The organism is Burkholderia sp. FW306-1C-G01B (genome assembly GCF_058781685.1).
Window position 1 is genome coordinate 365430 of the sequence record NZ_JBYSWZ010000003.1, and the last position, 16663, is coordinate 382092.

Annotated in this window: 11 protein-coding genes; 3 read left to right on the top strand and 8 right to left on the bottom strand. The window is 69.1% G+C overall.

The annotated features are described in order from the left end of the window. Positions 1-4: 4 nt before the first annotated feature. Complete coding sequence (locus AC3WLY_RS09155) at positions 5-913, bottom strand: helix-turn-helix domain-containing protein (RefSeq protein WP_492309006.1); 909 nt, start codon at positions 911-913, stop codon at positions 5-7. Positions 914-1310: 397 nt separating this feature from the next. On the opposite strand from AC3WLY_RS09155, the gene AC3WLY_RS09160 reads away from it, so the two are divergent. The 3 genes from AC3WLY_RS09160 (at position 1311) to AC3WLY_RS09170 (ending at position 7023) form a co-directional block, all read left to right on the top strand. Then, complete coding sequence (locus tag AC3WLY_RS09160; protein ID WP_492309005.1) at positions 1311-4202, top strand: ATP-binding protein; 2892 nt, start codon at positions 1311-1313, stop codon at positions 4200-4202. Positions 4203-4366: 164 nt separating this feature from the next. Continuing rightward, positions 4367-6256 (top strand): amidohydrolase, encoded by a 1890-nt coding sequence (locus AC3WLY_RS09165; RefSeq protein ID WP_492309004.1) that lies wholly within the window; start codon positions 4367-4369, stop codon positions 6254-6256. Positions 6257-6351: 95 nt separating this feature from the next. Next, complete coding sequence (locus AC3WLY_RS09170; RefSeq protein WP_492309003.1) at positions 6352-7023, top strand: HD domain-containing protein; 672 nt, start codon at positions 6352-6354, stop codon at positions 7021-7023. Between the two features lie 78 nt (positions 7024-7101). On the opposite strand, the gene AC3WLY_RS09175 is transcribed toward AC3WLY_RS09170, so the two are convergent. The 7 genes from AC3WLY_RS09175 to AC3WLY_RS09205 form a co-directional block, all read right to left on the bottom strand. Further along, a complete protein-coding gene (locus tag AC3WLY_RS09175) occupies positions 7102-8214 on the bottom strand; it encodes an alkene reductase (RefSeq protein ID WP_492309002.1) in 1113 nt (370 codons plus the stop codon). A 181-nt stretch (positions 8215-8395) separates the two neighbouring features. After that, positions 8396-9613, bottom strand: coding sequence for an MFS transporter (locus AC3WLY_RS09180; protein ID WP_492309001.1), 1218 nt, complete (start codon positions 9611-9613; stop codon positions 8396-8398). 385 nt (positions 9614-9998) lie between these two features. Further along, positions 9999-10916: a LysR family transcriptional regulator gene (locus AC3WLY_RS09185; protein WP_072437947.1), complete on the bottom strand. Its 918-nt coding sequence runs from the start codon at positions 10914-10916 to the stop codon at positions 9999-10001. 70 nt (positions 10917-10986) lie between these two features. Further along, positions 10987-13248: a xanthine dehydrogenase family protein molybdopterin-binding subunit gene (locus AC3WLY_RS09190; RefSeq protein ID WP_492309000.1), complete on the bottom strand. Its 2262-nt coding sequence runs from the start codon at positions 13246-13248 to the stop codon at positions 10987-10989. Next, a complete protein-coding gene (locus AC3WLY_RS09195) occupies positions 13248-13748 on the bottom strand; it encodes a (2Fe-2S)-binding protein (RefSeq protein ID WP_105392436.1) in 501 nt (166 codons plus the stop codon). Before AC3WLY_RS09195 ends, AC3WLY_RS09190 begins: the two co-directional genes overlap by 1 nt. After that, the gene (locus AC3WLY_RS09200; RefSeq protein WP_425132129.1) at positions 13745-15025 is read right to left on the bottom strand and encodes a c-type cytochrome; all 1281 of its coding nucleotides are present in this window, start codon (positions 15023-15025) and stop codon (positions 13745-13747) included. The genes AC3WLY_RS09195 and AC3WLY_RS09200 overlap by 4 nt, the downstream gene beginning before the upstream one ends. A 399-nt stretch (positions 15026-15424) precedes the next feature. Further along, a complete protein-coding gene (locus AC3WLY_RS09205; RefSeq protein ID WP_310134039.1) occupies positions 15425-16549 on the bottom strand; it encodes an FAD binding domain-containing protein in 1125 nt (374 codons plus the stop codon). Between the last annotated feature and the right edge of the window lie 114 nt (positions 16550-16663).

The following is a 16663-nucleotide window of genomic DNA, read 5'->3' on the forward strand; positions in this document are numbered from 1 at the left end:
CGTTTCAGCGCGACAGTTCGCGCCGCCATGCGCCCGGCGGATGGCCGACGATGCGCACGAACACGCGGTTCAGGTGGCTCTGGTCCGCGAAGCCGCAGGCGGCCGCGATTTCCGCGAGCGTCATGTCGGTCGTCTCGATCAGTTGCCGGGCGCGGATCACGCGCTGTTCGAGCAGCCATTGATGCGGCGTGCGTCCCGTCGTGCGCGAGAACGCGCGGATGAAATAGCCGCGCGACAGATCGCATTCGTTGGCCACTTCCTCGATCGACACGCCGAGGTTCGCCTTTTCCATCAGGAGTTCCTTGGCGAGCGCCGCCTTGGCCGGCGACAGCAGGCCCTTGCGCTGCAGGTCGCGCGCGTGCGCATTGCCGTAGCGGCATGCGAGATGCGTGCCGATCGCGAGCCCCATCTGCTCGACGAACAGCGTGTTCAGCGCGCCCGACGCGTCGAGGCTGTTGGCGACGGCGTGCGCGAGATGGCCCAGCACCGCGTCCTGCACGTCGGGCGCGCAGGTCAGGCCGCCGATTGCCGTTCCGCCGTGCTCGCGGCCGAGGCGCTCGAGGTAGCTGCGCGACAGCTCGACGAGCAGGAAGTCGAACTTGCCGTACAGGTCGGCGCGGAAATTCCGGGAAAAGTCGCGAATGTAGATCGAGTTGTGCTGAAACCGCCGCTCGGATTTGCCGGCCCCGCCGTAGATCGTGCGCCGGTGCCCGCCGTTCAGCGACACGCCGATCAGGAAGCCGCGATCGCTGGCCGCCATCTCGATGCGCTCGAATTGCTCGTCGCGCATGCATTTGCGGTGGAGCGTCAGGCCGCCGACCGACCTTTCAATATCCTTGGATAGCAGGCTCGAGATGCATCCGAGCGTGTCTTTCGGCGGGGGCGCCGGTGGCGCGGCGAGAGGGGCTGGCATGGTGGAACGATCCTTCGATTGGGGGCGGTGCGCGAGCATCCTGGTTGCGTGCAGTGTATAGCACGCCCGACAGGCCCAAGATAACTTGAATAAATGTCCGCTGGCTGACGGAATGCTTGATGCGGCCGATCCATGCCGCGCCAGGCCCGGCCGGCAAGCGAAGGCGCGATTCCGATCGACGTTGCCCCATTCGTAATCGCGCGCCGCGGGTTCGGCGGCGTGCCTTTATGCACGGTGCCAGTGCATTTTTCTTCAAGATTTTTGTTTAACCCGTGTTTACACTCGGCCCACATTTTGAGATTTTGCGCCCGGCCTGCAACGCAGGCCGGATGCGGACTCCCGCCCCGGTGAACCGCGCGTTCACATGGCGGTCATCGTGGGGAACCTGGAGGCGGCCATGATCCAGATCGGGAATTTGTCGGTGGATTTCGAGCAGCGCGACATTCGCGATCGCGGCGCGTCGCTGCGTATCGGCGCACGCGCGCTCGACATCCTTGAAGTACTGCATCGCGCGAACGGTTCCGTCGTGTCGAAGGACGACATCATGGATGCCGTCTGGCCGGGCCTGATCGTCGAGGAAAACCGGCTGCAGGTCCATGTCGCGACGTTGCGCAAGGCACTGGGCGCGCATCGCGACCTGATCAAGACGGTGCCGGGCCGCGGCTACCTGCTGATCGCGCAGCCGCCGGTCGCGCACTCGGCGGCGCCGCGCGCGGCCGAATGTCCGCCCGAGGTTGCCGCTGCCTTTCATCCGGTTCCGCTGGTCGGACGTCAGGCCGAGATCGAGCAGATCGTCGACATGATCGGACGTGCGCCGGTCGTCACGCTCGTCGGTGCGGGCGGCATCGGCAAGACCAGCCTGGCCAACCGCGTCGCGCACGAGCTGCGCAGCCGGTCCGGCGAGCGTGGCCTGTTCGTGGAGCTGGCCAGGGCCGCGACGCGCGACGACGTGCTGCTCGCGATTGCCGCGGAACTGGGGCTCGAGACGGACGGCGTGCCTGCCGCCGACCGCATCGGCGACGCATGCGCCGCTTCGCGCGGCCTGCTCGTGCTCGACAACGCGGAGCACGTCGTCGACCTGGTGGCCGACCTCGTCGAAACGCTGACGTCGCGCGCCGGGCCGCTACGCGTGCTGGTGACGAGTCGCGAGCCGCTTCATATCTCGGTCGAAGCCGTGTTTCGCGTGGCTCCGCTGGCGGTGCCGGACGGCAGTGAGTCGGTCGACGAGATCGTGCGCCATTCGGCCGTCGAGCTGTTTCTGGCGCGGATTCGCGCCGCCACGCCCGATTGCGAGGTCGACGCGGCCGGCGTCAGGCTGATCGGCGACATCTGCCGGCGTCTCGACGGGCTGCCGCTGGCGATCGAGCTGGCCGCCGCGCGCGTCGCGACGCTCGGGCTCGAGGTCGTCGCGTCGCGTCTCGACGACCGGCTGAACCTGCTGACGGGCGGGCTGCGCTCGGCGCTGCCGCGCCACCAGACGCTGCGGGCGACGTTCGACTGGAGCTATGTGCTGCTGGATGCGGCCGCCCGGTCGCTGTTTCGTCGCATGGCGTGCTTCATCGGCCCATTTACGTTCGATGCCGCCCGCGAGGTGGCGATGGATCCCGGCATGTCGGCCGCCGCGATGATCGCGGTGCTCGGCGAACTGGTCGCGAAGTCGCTGGTGACCGTCGAGTTCGACGGCGCGCAGGCGCGCTACCGGTTGACGGAATCGACGCGTGCGTATGCGCTCGAGAAGCTGCACAACGAGGGTGAATTCGAAGCCGTCGCCGAGCGTCATGCGCGCTACGAACGCGAGCAGGGGGAAGCGCGGATGCTGACGCATGCACAAGCCGCGGACCTCGCGAGCCTGCGTCTCGCCGCGGGCGAGCCGGCGCCGCGCGAACCCGCGGCGGCCGAGCCGCACGCGCTGGAAGTGGACGCGCTGGCGCTCGCGTTGCGGGAGCCGGCGCGGATGCGCGAATGTTCGATCCCGGCGAGGCGAGCGCTCGACGCAATCGAGGCCGGGGCGGCCGAGGGCATCGATGCGGCGCGCGAAATGCGCTTGCGCGCGGCCTATGCGGCGGCGCTGCTGCATACCGATGGCGATACGCACACGGCCGCGGCGATGTGGGACCGGACGCTCGGTCTCGCGGGCCGGATCGGCGACGAGGCGTTCGACGCGCGCGCGCTGGTCGGGCTGTGGAACACGATGCTGACGCGCTCCGACATCCACGAATCGCTGCGCTACGCGACGCGCTTCGAGCGCGCCGCGGAGCGGCGGGGCGACCGGTCGCAGCGGCTGCTGGCGAACGCGATGGTCGCGACCTCGCTGCATTACTTCGGCGAGCATGCGCAGGCACGCGAGCGGCTGGAGGCGGCGATGGCCGAACTGGCCGAGGTCGGCGAACCGTCCTGTGCAGAGGCGGCGCTGGGGATCGACGTCGCGACGCTCGGCCGGACGATGCTGACGCGGCTCGTGTGGATGCAGGGCGACCCGGAATATGCGATGCGACTGGCGGCGCAGGCGGTCGAATGCGCGCGCCGCAGCGGTTCGGCGCCGGCATTGTGCGTGGTGCTCGGCGCCGCGGCCGTGCCGATTGCATTGCGCTATGGCGATCACGACGTGATTTCCGATTATCTCGGGACGCTGCGATCGACCGCAGAGGCGAACGGGTTCGACATCTGGCTCAGCCACGCGGAATGCCTTGCCGGGCACTTCGACATGCAGACCGGGCACCCCGGTGCCGGTCTCGCGCGGCTCGAGCCCGCGCTGCGGCGCATCGAAGCGAGCGGCTTTCAGCGCGCGCTCGCGCCGCTGATCGTCGCGTACGCGGAAGGACTGACGCGCACGGGCCGCGCGGCCGAGGCATGCACGAAGCTCGACGCGACGCTCGCGCGCTGCCGCATGCACGGCGAGCATCTGTTCGTGCCCGAGCTGCTGCGCGCCAGGGGGCTCGCGATGCTCGAGCAGGCACGCACCGCCGATGCGGACCTCGCGATCTCCTGCGAAGCCGACGGGCACCGTCATCTGCTGATGGGGATTCATACCGCGAACGGGCAAGGGGCAGCCATGTGGGCGCTGCGCGGCACGCTCGATCTCGCCGATCACCTGATCGAGCGCGGGCGGACCGGGCAGGCTTCGTCGCTGCTGGCCGGTCTGTCAGGGTATTTCGATCCGCAATCGCGTGCGCTCGACGTGCGCCGGCTGGCGCGCGTGCAGAACTTCGTCCGGCCGGAGACGACGCCGTCGACGGGCCGTACGCGGATGCGGCATGAGGCGGCGGATGCGATGCAGCAGGTGGCGTAACGGCGCGCCCGGCCCGCGCAGGACGCAGCCGCGCCATCGCGCCGCAGCCTGCCGGTCCGATCGATCAACGTTCAAGGGGAAGTGGATGGTCCGTGTATCGTCAATCCGGGTGCATGCCGCGTGCGGCCGTATGCCGGCTTTCGGCGCAAACAGGAGGCCGGACGGTGCTTAAGGCGACGGAATCCGCCGAAACGGCGGACCTCATCGTATGCAACGGCAAGATCGCGACGCAGGACGACCGGCAGTCGTTCGTGACCGCGCTCGCGGTGAAGGACGGCCGGATCCTCGCGACCGGCAGCGGGCGCGAGGTGATGCGCCATGCGCGCGCCGACACGCTGCGCATCGACCTGAACGGCCGCACCGTGATCCCGGGGCTGAACGATTCGCACCTGCACGTGATCCGCGGCGGCCTGAACTTCAACCTGGAACTGCGCTGGGACGGCGTGCCGACGCTCGCCGATGCGCTCTGCATGCTGCGTCGCCAGGTGCTGCGCACGCCTGCGCCGCAGTGGGTGCGCGTCGTCGGCGGCTGGACCGAATTCCAGTTCGCGGAAAAGCGCGGGCCGACGGCGGCCGAACTCAACGCGATCGCGCCCGACACGCCGGTCTTCATCATGCACCTGGGCGATAGCGCGCTGCTGAACGCGGCCGCGCTGCGCGCGATCGGCTATGGCCGCGATACGGCCGATCCGCCTGGCGGCGAGATCCAGCGCGATCGCCTCGGCAGGCCGACCGGCATGCTGATCGCGCGCCCGGACATGGGCATCCTGCATGCGGCGCTCGAGAAGGCCCCGAAGCTCGGCCACGACGAGCAGATGAATTCGATGCGGCACTTCCTGCGCGAACTGAACCGCCTCGGCGTGACGAGCGCGATCGACGCGGGCGGCGATTTCCAGGCCTATCCGGACGACTATGGCGCGATCATGACGCTCGCGAAGCGCGGCGAGCTGACGGTGCGCATCGCGTACAGCCTGTTCGTGCAGCAAGCCGGACAGGAGCTCGACGACTGCGCGCGATGGGTGACGCTGGCGCAGCCCGGCGACGGCGACGGGTTCCTGCGGATGAACGGCGCCGGCGAACTGCTGGTGTATTCGGCAGCCGATTTCGGGAATTTTCTCGAACCGCGCCCCGAACTGCCCGCAGCGCTCGAGGCCGAACTGGCCGCGGTGGTCCGGCTGCTGGTGCGGCACCGCTGGCCGTTCCGGCTGCACGCGACCTACGACGAATCGATCGGCCGTTTCCTGAACGTGCTCGAAGCCGTGAACCGCGACATCCCGTTCGACGGGCTGCGCTGGTTCTTCGATCACTGCGAGACGATTTCGGATGCGAACATCGCGCGCATCGCCGCGCTCGGCGGCGGCGTGACGGTCCAGCACCGGATGGCGTTCCAGGGCGAGTACTTCATTGCACGCTACGGCGCGGAAGCGGCCGCGCGCACGCCGCCGATCCGCGCGATGCTGGCGGCCGGGCTGCCGGTCGGCGCGGGCACCGATGCGACGCGCATCGCGAGCTACAACCCGTTCGTGTCGCTGTACTGGATGGTGTCCGGGCGCACCGTCGGCGGCACGGCGCTCTATCCCGAACGCAACCGGCTCAGCCGGATGGAAGCGCTGCGCCGCTATACGGTCGGCAGCGCATGGTTCTCGAACGAGGACGACCGCAAGGGCGCGCTGGTGCCCGGCCAGTACGCGGATTTCGCGGTGCTGACGGACGACTACTTCACGATCGACGACGCGCAGATCAAATCCTTGTCGTCGGTGCTGACGGTCGTCGGCGGCAAGGTCGTGCATGCGGACGACGAGTTCGCGCCGCTTGCGCCGCCGCCGCTGGCGGTCCGCCCCGCGTGGTCGCCGGTGGCCGAATTCGGCGGTGTCGGCGGATTCGGCCAGCGTCGTCCGGCCGCGCCGGCACAGCCGCGCGCGCCGGCCGATGCTGGCCCGGATGCCGGTTCCGTGCGCGGCTACGGGCGTCGTTTCGCGCAGTGCCTGCATGCGGCCGCGACAGAGTCCGTCAAGCAGTGCGAAGCATTCGGTCAACCCGGTGTCGTCTTTTAGGATGGCGTCGCTCAGCGGGCAGGCCGGCGACCCCGGCGCGTGCCGCGCGATGAATGGACAATTTCCCGCCCCGGCGCGGGGCAGAAGGAGACGAGATGAATTCTGCGCACACGTGCGCATCGGCCCATGACGAAGTCGCCGGCGTCCGCATTCCCCGGACGCCGATGGCGATCGAAGCCGCCGAAGCGGCATGCGCGTCGCTGCCGCGGGTGATTACCGATCACGCGCGCCGGGTGTTCGTCCTCGCGTCGCTTGCCGCGCGACGTGCAAGCGAGACCTGCGATGCCGATACGCTGTACGTGGCCGCGATGTACGCGAACATGGGACTGAGCACCGCGTATTGCCGCTCGACCGAGCGCTACGAGATCGACAGCGCCGATGCCGCGCAGGCGTTCCTGCTGCGCCATCGGACGTCGCAGCGCATGCGCGACGACGTGTGGCACGCGATCGCGCTGCATACGTCGCCCGGTGTGGCCGCGCGCGTGTCGCCGCTCGCGCGCGTGCTGGCGTCCGCCATATCGACCGACCTGATGGCAACCGGCGTCGATGCGTATTCGGTCGACGCGCGGCGGGCGCTGCTCGCCGCGTACCCGCGCGGCGACGGGTTCGGCGATGCGTTCCTCGATGCGATCGCCCGCGGGGTCGCGCACCGGCCGGCGTCGACGTTCGGCACGTGGAGCGCCGACGTGCTCGAGCGCGCCGATCCGGATTTTCACCGGCCGAATTTCTGCGGACGCGTGCTGGGCGCGCGCTGGAACGACGCGTGAGCGGGTCCGCCCGACAGGTTCGACCACGGTCGGCGACGGCCTGAGCGAGGCTGCATCGGGCCGCCGCCGGAGCGGGGCTCAGGCCGCCCGGCCGGCCGCGTCGTGACGCGCATAGTCGACGTATCCCGTGCGGTCGCCGCCATACCAGCCGACCGGCTTCGGCGCGGCGAGCGGCGCATTCGCCGCGATGCGCTCGACGAGGTCGGGGTTCGCGATATACGCGCGCGCAAACGCGACGAGATCGGCGTCACCGGCATCGATCAGCGCGTTCGCGGCGTCCGGCGCAATGCCGCCGTTGACGATCAGCGTGCCGCCGAAGGTCTTGCGCGTGTTCTCGACGATGCGCGGCAGGTCGGGCTCGCCGCTCCAGCCGTTGGTGTCGGCCGCGTGCAGATAGGCGACGCCGGCTTCGTCGAGCATGCGGCCGACGTACGCGTACGTCGCGTCCGGATCCGCGTCGCGCACGTTGTTGTACTTCGCGTACGGCGAGATGCGCACGCCCACGCGGTCGAGCGGCATCACGCCGCCGACCGCGTCGACGATTTCCTCGAGGAAGCGCGCGCGGTTCGCGACCGAGCCGCCGTAACGGTCGTCGCGGCGGTTCAGCGTCGACGACAGGAACTGGTGCGGCAGGTAGCCGTTGGCCGCGTGGATCTCGACGCCGTCGAAGCCGGCCGCCATCGCGCGGATCGCCGCGTGGCGGAATTCGTCGACCGTCCCGGCGACTTCGTCCGTCGTCATCGCACGCGACGGCGTCGCGTGAATCTTCGTGTAATAGCCGTTCTGCAACTGCGCCCACACCTGCAGCTGCTCGAGATCGTCGTTGACGCCGGACGGCGACAGCGGCGCATCGCCGCCGAGCAGCGTCAGCGAGCTGACCCGGCCGCCGTGCCACAGCTGCGCGAAGATCCGGCCGCCGTTCGCGTGGACCGCGTCCGTGATCTGCTTCCAGCCGGCCGCCTGTTCGTCGGTGACGAGCCCCGGCGTCAGTTCGAACGACGCGGAGGCCGGGCTGACGTTGGTCGCTTCGGTCACGATCAGGCCGGCGGACGCGCGCTGCGCGTAGTACTCGGCCATGAGCTCGGTCGGCTGGCCGCGCGACGGCGCGCGCGAACGCGTCATCGGCCCCATCACGACACGGTTGGGAAGCGGCAGGCCGCGCAGGTCGTAGTGGCTGAGCAGGGAAGACATGATGGATTCCTTGTGCGTGGAGCAGGGCGGCGCCGCTTGTCGTGCGATAGCATCCGGTTGCAACCGGCGCAACGGCGGGCCCTGCGGAAAGTTCGGGAGTGACGCGGGTGACGTGCCGGCAGCGTTCCGGCGCGCGAACGGCCCGGGCGGGATTCGCGCGTGAACCGGTGCCGGCGCCGGTTCAGGTCCGTGCGTGGCGTTCCGCGTGCGGACGCCCGATCACGAGGTAGTGTGCGAGCGCGACGATCGGGAACACGCCGGCGACGGCGGCGACGAGCGGCCAGCCGCCATGTTCGTACAGCGGGCTCGCGAGCGCGGAGCCGATGGCGCCGCCGACGAAGATGCTCGTCATGTACAGCGCGTTCAGGCGGTTGCGGCTCGCCGCGTGCAGCGCGTAGATCTCGCGCTGGCCGAGCACCATGTTCATCTGCACCGCGAAATCGAGCACGATGCCTGTGACGACCAGGCCATACAGGCCGGCGCCGTGGATCAGCGCGACCGCGTACGACAGGGCGCCGGCGACCAGCGCGATCAGCGTCGCCCGCACGGTATGGCCGGCATCCGCGAGGCGGCCCGCGACCGGTGCCGACGTCGCGCCGATCGCGCCGACGAGCGCGAACAGGCCGATGGCCGATTGCGACAGCCCGTAGTGACGCGTCAGCTCGACCGGCACGGCGGTCCAGAACAGGCTGAACGACGCGAACATCAGGCCCTGGTAGAGCGCGCGATGACGCAGCACCGGCATCGTGCGGACCAGATGCAGCAGCGAGCCGATCAGCTCGAAGTAGGTCGCGCGGTGATCGGGCTGGCGCGACGGGATCGTCAGCGCGAGCACGGCCGTCACGAGCGTCATCAGCACGGCGGCGGCCGCGAACACGAAGCGCCAGCCGAACGCGTCGGCCACCACGCTCGACAGCGGGCGTGCGAGCAGGATGCCGAGCAGCAGCCCGCTCATGATCGTGCCGACCACGCGGCCGCGCGAATGATCCGGCGCGAGGTGCGCGGCGAGCGGCACCAGGATCTGCACGGCGACCGAGCTGAAGCCGACCAGCAGCGAAATCGCGAGGAACAGCCCGGGCGTCTGGACGACCGCGGCCGCCGCGAGGCTCGCGATCGACACGACGGCCGTGACGATCATCAGCTTGCGGTTCTCGAGCAGGTCGCCGAGCGGCACGATGAAGAACAGGCCTAGCGCGTAGCCGATCTGCGTCAGCGATACGATGAGGCTCGCGGTTGCGCCGGACATGTGCAGGCTCGGCGCGATGAGTTCGGTGATCGGTTGCGCGTAGTACAGGTTCGCGACGATCGCGCCGCAACTGAACGCGAACAGCAGGATGAGGCCCTGCGTAAGCTTGGCCGCGTGCCCGTGGGGCGCGAGCGGGGTGGATTCTGCTGACATGGTCGACTCCTTGGAAAGAGATGTCGGGTGCCCGTTCGTCGGGCGGGCGTTGCGATTGCCGTCGCGGCGAAACGGAAGCCGCCGCATTGCCGTCAAGATTATTGATCGATCGATAACAAGGGAATACGTCCGGGGCGCAATCGAGCATTGCGCGCCACGCAAAGGGGGCGGATCGTGCGTGGGTTCATGCGCGGGCGCCGGGGCCGGGATCGGTCGCGAAGCGCATGCCGGCGTCGGCGAGGCCTCCGGCGCGGATGTCGCGAATCGCGAAGCCCGATGAGGCCAGTCTGGATCGACAGGACGGAATAGTCCTGAACGCCGTCTTAAATCATGTGATTCATGCTGTGCGCGCGGCGGCGCGGACGATCAGTTGCAACTGCGGGTTTCAACAGCGCTTGCCCTGCAGCGTCGGAATCTCCGCGAACAGCCCCGCGAGCCAGTCGACGAAGACCTTGAGCTTGACGGGCGTATGCCGATTGGGCGGATACAGGATCGAGATCGGCCGGGGCGGCGTGTTGAAATCGGTCAGCACCTCGCGCAGGCGCCCCGATTTCAGATACGGCTCGACCAGGTACAACGAGGTCTTGATCAGGCCGATCCCCGCGACGCCGCACTCGATGTAGGTGTCGGCGTCGTTGACCGCGACCGTGCCGCACATCTGCACGATGCGCGTTTCGCCGTCGACGACGTAGTCCCAGGGGCGCGGGCGGCCCGTATCGGCCGAGATGTGGCTGATCGCGACGTGCTGGGCGAGATCGTCCACCGTGTCGGGCGCGCCGCATCGGTCGAGATACGTGGGGGATGCGCAGGTGCAGGTCGTCAGGCTGCCGATCCGTTTCGCGACCATCCCCGAATCGTCGAGCGCGCCGATCCGCACCACGCAGTCGACGCCTTCGCCGACGAGGTCGATCTGGCGATCGGTCACGCCGAGCTCGACCATGATGCCCGGATGGGCGGCGAGAAATTCGGGCAGCGCGGGCACCATGATCTGCTTCGCCATGGCCGGCGGCAGGTTCACTTTCAGACGGCCGCGCGGCACGTTGCGCGCTTGCGATACCGATGCCTCCATGTCGTCGATCTCGCGCAGCACCGCGACCGAGCGTTCGTAGTACGCCTGCCCGTCCTCGGTGAGCGAGATCCTGCGCGTGGTGCGGTTCAGCAGCCGGCAGCCGAGATGCTGTTCGAGCGCGCTCAGCAGCGCGGACACGCGCGGCGTCGTGAGACCGGTGGTGTCGGACGCGCGCGTGAAGCTGCCTGTCTCGACGATGCGCGTAAACACGCGCATTGAAAGCAAGGTATCCATCGTTCCGAAATCTCCAGCCTGTTTGTTGTCCGCGCCGGTTCATGCCGGCGCGATGTGTCGTGTCGTGCCGCTAGGCGTCGATGCGTTTCCTGAGCGCGTCGCCCGCAAACGGCATTTCGCGCAGGCGCTGGCCGGTCGCGTCGAAGATCGCGTTGGCGAGCGCGCCGGCGGTCGGTCCCATCGACGCCTCGGCCGCGCCGAGGAACGGGGCGCCGGGACGATTGATCAGATTGACCCGCACGCTTTGCGGCGCCGCCGAGAAGCGCAGGATCGGATAGCTGCTCCAGTCGAAGCTGCGCACGCGCTGCGTATCGTATTTCAGCGCCTCGTACAGCGTCCAGCTCGCGGACTGGATGATACCGCCCTCGATCTGGTTGCGAATGCCGTCCGGCGACACGATCTGGCCCGCGTCGACGGCCGCTTCCGCATGTTCGAGCGTCACCTGGCCGGTTTCAGGCACGACCGACACCTCGACCGCGATCGCGACGTAGGCCATCAGGTTCTTGTATTTGCCGAATGCGAAGCCGACGCCGCGGTTGCGTTCGCGCGGCGGCCGCGGCCAGCCGAATTTCGTCGCGGCGAGCTTGATCACCTGGCGCGCGCGGTGATCCTGCATGTGACGCAGCCTGAATTCGACGGGATCGACGGCGGCCGCGTGCGCGAGCTCGTCCATGAAGCTTTCGATCGACCAGACGTTCGTATGCGCGCCGAGCGAGCGCATCGCCGACGTCTGCAGCGGCATCGTCGGCGAGAAGTTGTTGACGATGTGCATGTTCGGCAGCGCGTACAGCGGGATCGCGTTGCGGTCGCCGCCGCCCTCGGGCTGCAGCATCGGCGTCGACGGCGCGGGCACGAACGGCGGCTCGAGCATGCGCGCGGGCAGCAGCCGGCCGGCATTGACGATCCGCTCGTTGTGCGAACTGCTCCACAGCGCGTAGTTCCAGTCGACGATGCGGCCGCTCGCGTCGAGCGACGCGCTGAGCTCGGTGACCATCGCCGGCGTGAAGTGGTCCCACGTATGTTCCTGTTCGCGCATCCACTGGACGCGGATCGGCTTGCCGGGCATCGCGGCCGCGATCAGCGCCGCATGTGCGGCCGCGTCGTCCGCGCCGTTGTGCCCGTAGCAGCCGGAGCCCTCGGTGTGAATGCAGCGGACGCTCGCCTTCGGCATCGACAGCATCTCGGCGAGCGCGTCGCGCAGCGGGTAGACGCCTTGCGAGTGGGTCCACACGGTCAGCATGCCGTTCTCGAGATGCGCGACCGAGCAGGACGGCCCGATCGAGCCGTGCAGCAGGTAGTTCTTCAGGAACGTGGCGGACAGCGTTTTCGTCGCCGGCGCGGTTTGCGCATGCGTATTGGCGATCTCGATGCGCTGCGTCGAGATCCGTTTCAGGTCCTCGTGAACCGTGTTGCGATCGGGCAGCGCCCGGCCGGGCGACCAGCGGCAGCCGGCGGCCAGCGCGCGCTGCGCGACGACCGCCTGCCATTCGCCCTGCGCGACCACCGCGAGCATGCTGCCGTTGCGCACGATCCGCACGACGCCCGGCATCTTCAGGATCGCGGCTTCGTCGAACGACAGCAGCTTCGCGTCGTACACCGGCGGCATCACGACGCGCGCATGCAGCATGCCGGGCAGCGTCATGTCCTGCACGTAGCTGACGCCGCCCGTGACCTTGTTCGGAATGTCGACGCGCGGCAGCGACGTGCCGATCACGGCGAACGTGGCCGGACTCTTCAACGGCGACGTCGGCGTCGCGCGGCGATGCAGGTCGACGGTGCGGACCGCGTCGCCGTAGCGCATCGTGCGGCCGTCCGGCGCCTTGATGACCGCGTCGGCGACGGTGAGCAGGCGCGGCTCGACGCCGAACTGCTTCGCCGCGCCGTCGACCAGCAGCCCGCGCACCTGCGCGGCGGCGTTCAGCAGCGCGGAGCCGCTGTCCGCCATCGTGTGGCTGCCGGCCGTCAAGCCCTCGTCCGGCGACGCGCCGGTGTCGGCGGTCAGGAACGTGATCAGCGAGGGCTTCATGTTCAGCTCCTCGGCGGCCACCTGCAGCAACGCGGTGCGCACGCCGGTGCCGAGCTCGACCTTGCCCGTGAACACGGTGACCTTGCCGTCGGGCGTGATCTTGATCCACGCGTCCAGCAGCGGATTGGTCTTCAGGCTGCCGGCCAGCGTTTCGGTGGCCCCGGACACGTGGACGGCCGCACCTTCGTCCGCGATCACGACCTCGGCGGCGGCGCGCGCGGCCGGTGCGAGGCTGAACGCGACGAAGAGCGCGCCGGAAACCATGAAGTGCCGGCGGCCTTCGTCGATATCGTCGGGTGGGTTCATCAGAGTCCCTTGCTGATCGTGACGGGAGCGGCGGCCGGTTCCGGGTCCGGCAGGCCCGCGACCTGGCGCACGGCCGCCAGGATCCGCATGTGCGTGCCGCAACGGCACAGATTCGGTTCCATGTGCGTGCGCAGCTCGTGTTCGGTGGGTTTCGGCTTGCGTTCCAGCAGTGCCTGCGCGCGCATGATCATGCCCGCGATGCAATAACCGCACTGCGCCGCCTGATGTTCGATGAACGCTTGCTGAAGCTTGCCCGGATGCTCGGCGGTGCCGAGGCTCTCGAGGGTCCTGACGCGACGCTCCCCGACCGCGGCGACCGGAATCAGGCACGAGAACATCGGCTTGTCGTCGACGATCACGGTGCACGCGCCGCATTGTCCGAGGCCGCAGCCGAACTTCGCGCCGTGCAGGTGCAGGTCGTTGCGCAGCGCGTAAAGGAGCGGCGTGGACGGATCGATGTCGAGCGTGTGCCGCACGCCATTCACGGTGAGGGTGATCATCGCGCGCTGTCCTCCTTTCTGAGTTTCGCGGCCAGGGTGTCGATGCCGCTCCACGCGGGGCGATCGGTGTACGTTTCGCGAAGGTACGCGGCGAGGTCCGCGATCTGCGCGTCGTCGTACTGGTCGAGGTAAGACGGCATGTAGTTCAGCGTGTCCTCGCCATGCCAGCCGATCCCGTTGAACATCATCTGGATCGCGTTGCGCGGCGTGTCGGCGGCGACCGCCGTGCTGAACGCGAGCGTCGGCCGTTCGCCGATCGACTGCATCGGCGACGCAGGCCCGTGGCACTGCGCGCACGATGCCTGGAACAGCACCGCGCCGCGTTGGCCGGCAGGCGTCGTCGCATGGCGTTCGGCGGCGCTCGTCGCAGGCCGCGGGGCGGCCGGTTTCTGGATCGACAGGATGTAGGCCGCGATGGCCTCGACATCCTCGACCGGCACCGTCGCGAGATCGCGCGTGACGGGCAGCATCGGTCCGGCGGCCGCGCCGTGCTCGCTCGCGCGGCCGGTGCGCAGGTACGTGACGAGTTGCGCCTGCGTCCACGGCCGCACCGCGTTGCCGAGCGTATTGAGCGGCGGTGCTTCCCAGCCGTCGACGATGCCGCCGTCGAACGCCTTGCCCGACTGTTCGCCGCCGATCGCATTCAGCGGTGAATGGCAGGACGCGCAGTGGCCGAGGCCGTCGACGAGCGCCTTGCCGCGATTCCATTGCGCGGATTGCGACGGGTCCGGCCGGTATGCGCCCTCGCGCAGGAACAGCACGTTCCAGAACGCGACCAGCGGCCGGAAGTTGAGCGGGAAGATCAGGTCGTTCGCCGGCGTCTTCGTTCGAACCGGCTCGCGGGTCATCAGGTACGCGTAAGCGGCTGCGATGTCGTCGTCGGACATCCGCGTGAAGTGAATGTATGGAAACGCCGGGTAGAGCGGGTGGCCGTCGCGGGCGATGCCGCTGCGCAGCGCGCGCGCGAACGCGTCACGCGACCAGCGGCCGATGCCGGTGTCGGCATCCGGCGTGATGTTGGTCGCGTAGATCGTGCCGAACGGCGTCGCGAGCGGCAGCCCGCCCGCGAACGGCTTGCCGTCCTTCGCGGTGTGGCAGACGACGCAATCGCCGAGCGCGACCACGCGCGCGCCGGCCCGAATCAGTTGCGGATCGAACGATGCGCGGGCAGGCGGATCGATCGGCGCGATCGACGGCCGAACCATGATGCCGATCGCGACCGCCAGGCCGGCGATCGCGATGCCTGCCGCACCGAACCAGAGTCGTTTGTGCTTCATGCGCGCTCCACGCGAACCGGTTCGCCCGGCGTCATTCGACTGGCGGGGCAATGGACAGCGCGTCGGACGCGCGTGTCCGTATGACGATCGCGCGCGGCACCGCCGATCCGGTTGGCGTGACAGGCGGACCGGCTGGTGCGGCCCGGCTTGCGCGTGCTCGCGACGGACGTTCGGCGGCACGGCATCGCCGATCGATTCGGCGATGACAAGCCTGCCCGGCGGCAGCGATTCGCGGCGGAGATCATGTCGTTACTCCATGGGTGGGGACCGCGCGCGGACGGTTTGCCTGCGCGGTGGGGGATGGGGGGCAGTCTACGCGGGCGCCGACGCCATTTCCTGAAGCTGCGCTGAAACGTTCTGAACGCCCGCATGCTGCATTCCGGCGCCAGCGCACATGCGTCAGCGCGGCGTGCCGAGGCCGAACGACGCGGCAAGTTGCGGACCCTTGTCGAGCAACGAGGTCACTTCCTCTCGCCGCCGGGCCGACCATGACGCCAGGCGCTCGACGACATCGGTCGCGTCCGCCGGCAGCGCTTCGGCGAGCGATACGGCATCGCTCGCCGCCTTCGACGTGCCGGATGCCGTATGGGGGCGCACGGTGCAGGCCGCGTCGCCGATCAGCGCGACGCGGCCGTCGACGAAAGCGGGACTCAACGCATCGAAAATCGCCTGGTTGAATGGCGCGCGCGTCGCGAGCACCAGTTGCGACAGGGAAGCAGGCAAGCGTTCGCCGGCGAGTTGCCGCAGCGTCGCGACGGTGTCGTCGGAAAGCTGCCCCGGATGCACGGACGCGTGGTGGACGTGGCCGGCCCGATCGGTCAGGTGACGGCGCAGCGCATCCTGATCGGCTTCGTTGCGATACCACAGCCAGTTGAACCGGCGCGTGCCCGGCACGAGCGAGCCGTCGAGCGCGGGAATCAGGAACGCCATGAACAGCTCGCCCGGCGCCTTGTGAAGCGTCATGTTCTCGACCAGCGATGCGATCGACGCGGCGTCGAATTCGGCTTCGTCGACGATGCCGCGCCATGCGAGGTAGCCGGCAAACGACGGCGTATAGCCGGGGAAGAGGTGTGCGCGCAGGTTCGAGCCGGAGCCGTCGGCTGCAATCAGCACATCCGCGCGGATGCGTTCGTCTGCGAGGTATACGTCGACGCCGGCCGCGTCCTGGTCGAAGCCGGTGACCGTGCGGCCGTAATGGATGCGCCCGCGCGGCAGCGTCTCGCACAGCGAGCGGTAGACGGCGTCCCACGACGAAAACGGCAGCATTTCGGGTTCGTCCCGCGTGACGACGCCGTCGCGATCGATCCAGCGCCGCCGATGCGTCGGCACGCTGATCGTCTGGCGGCAATGCCGGCCATGCCGTTCGAGAAACGCCATCATCCGGCGCAACACGGCCACGCCGCCGCCCTGGCCGCGCAGCGGCGTCGGCGAGCGCTCGCAGACCATGACGTCGTGTCCGATGCAATCGAGCGTCAGCGCGGCCGCGAGACCCGCGATCGATCCGCCTGCAATGACTATCTTCATCGTGCGTGATTCCCGTGTTCGGCCGGCGGCGTGCGTCGCCGGCCGTCCGTCGTGATGCGTGGCGCTGCATGCCGGCCCGCACCGGTTCGCCGGATGATGCCAGGTCCGGCAACG

Coding starts and splice junctions, on each gene's coding strand:
- AC3WLY_RS09155 (WP_492309006.1), bottom strand. CDS start 913: ATGCCAGCCCCTCTCGCCGCGCCACCGGCGCCCCCGCCGAAAGACACG.
- AC3WLY_RS09170 (WP_492309003.1), top strand. CDS start 6,352: ATGAATTCTGCGCACACGTGCGCATCGGCCCATGACGAAGTCGCCGGC.
- AC3WLY_RS09160 (WP_492309005.1), top strand. CDS start 1,311: ATGATCCAGATCGGGAATTTGTCGGTGGATTTCGAGCAGCGCGACATT.
- AC3WLY_RS09175 (WP_492309002.1), bottom strand. CDS start 8,214: ATGTCTTCCCTGCTCAGCCACTACGACCTGCGCGGCCTGCCGCTTCCC.
- AC3WLY_RS09185 (WP_072437947.1), bottom strand. CDS start 10,916: ATGGATACCTTGCTTTCAATGCGCGTGTTTACGCGCATCGTCGAGACA.
- AC3WLY_RS09195 (WP_105392436.1), bottom strand. CDS start 13,748: ATGATCACCCTCACCGTGAATGGCGTGCGGCACACGCTCGACATCGAT.
- AC3WLY_RS09190 (WP_492309000.1), bottom strand. CDS start 13,248: ATGAACCCACCCGACGATATCGACGAAGGCCGCCGGCACTTCATGGTT.
- AC3WLY_RS09205 (WP_310134039.1), bottom strand. CDS start 16,549: ATGAAGATAGTCATTGCAGGCGGATCGATCGCGGGTCTCGCGGCCGCG.
- AC3WLY_RS09200 (WP_425132129.1), bottom strand. CDS start 15,025: ATGAAGCACAAACGACTCTGGTTCGGTGCGGCAGGCATCGCGATCGCC.
- AC3WLY_RS09180 (WP_492309001.1), bottom strand. CDS start 9,613: ATGTCAGCAGAATCCACCCCGCTCGCGCCCCACGGGCACGCGGCCAAG.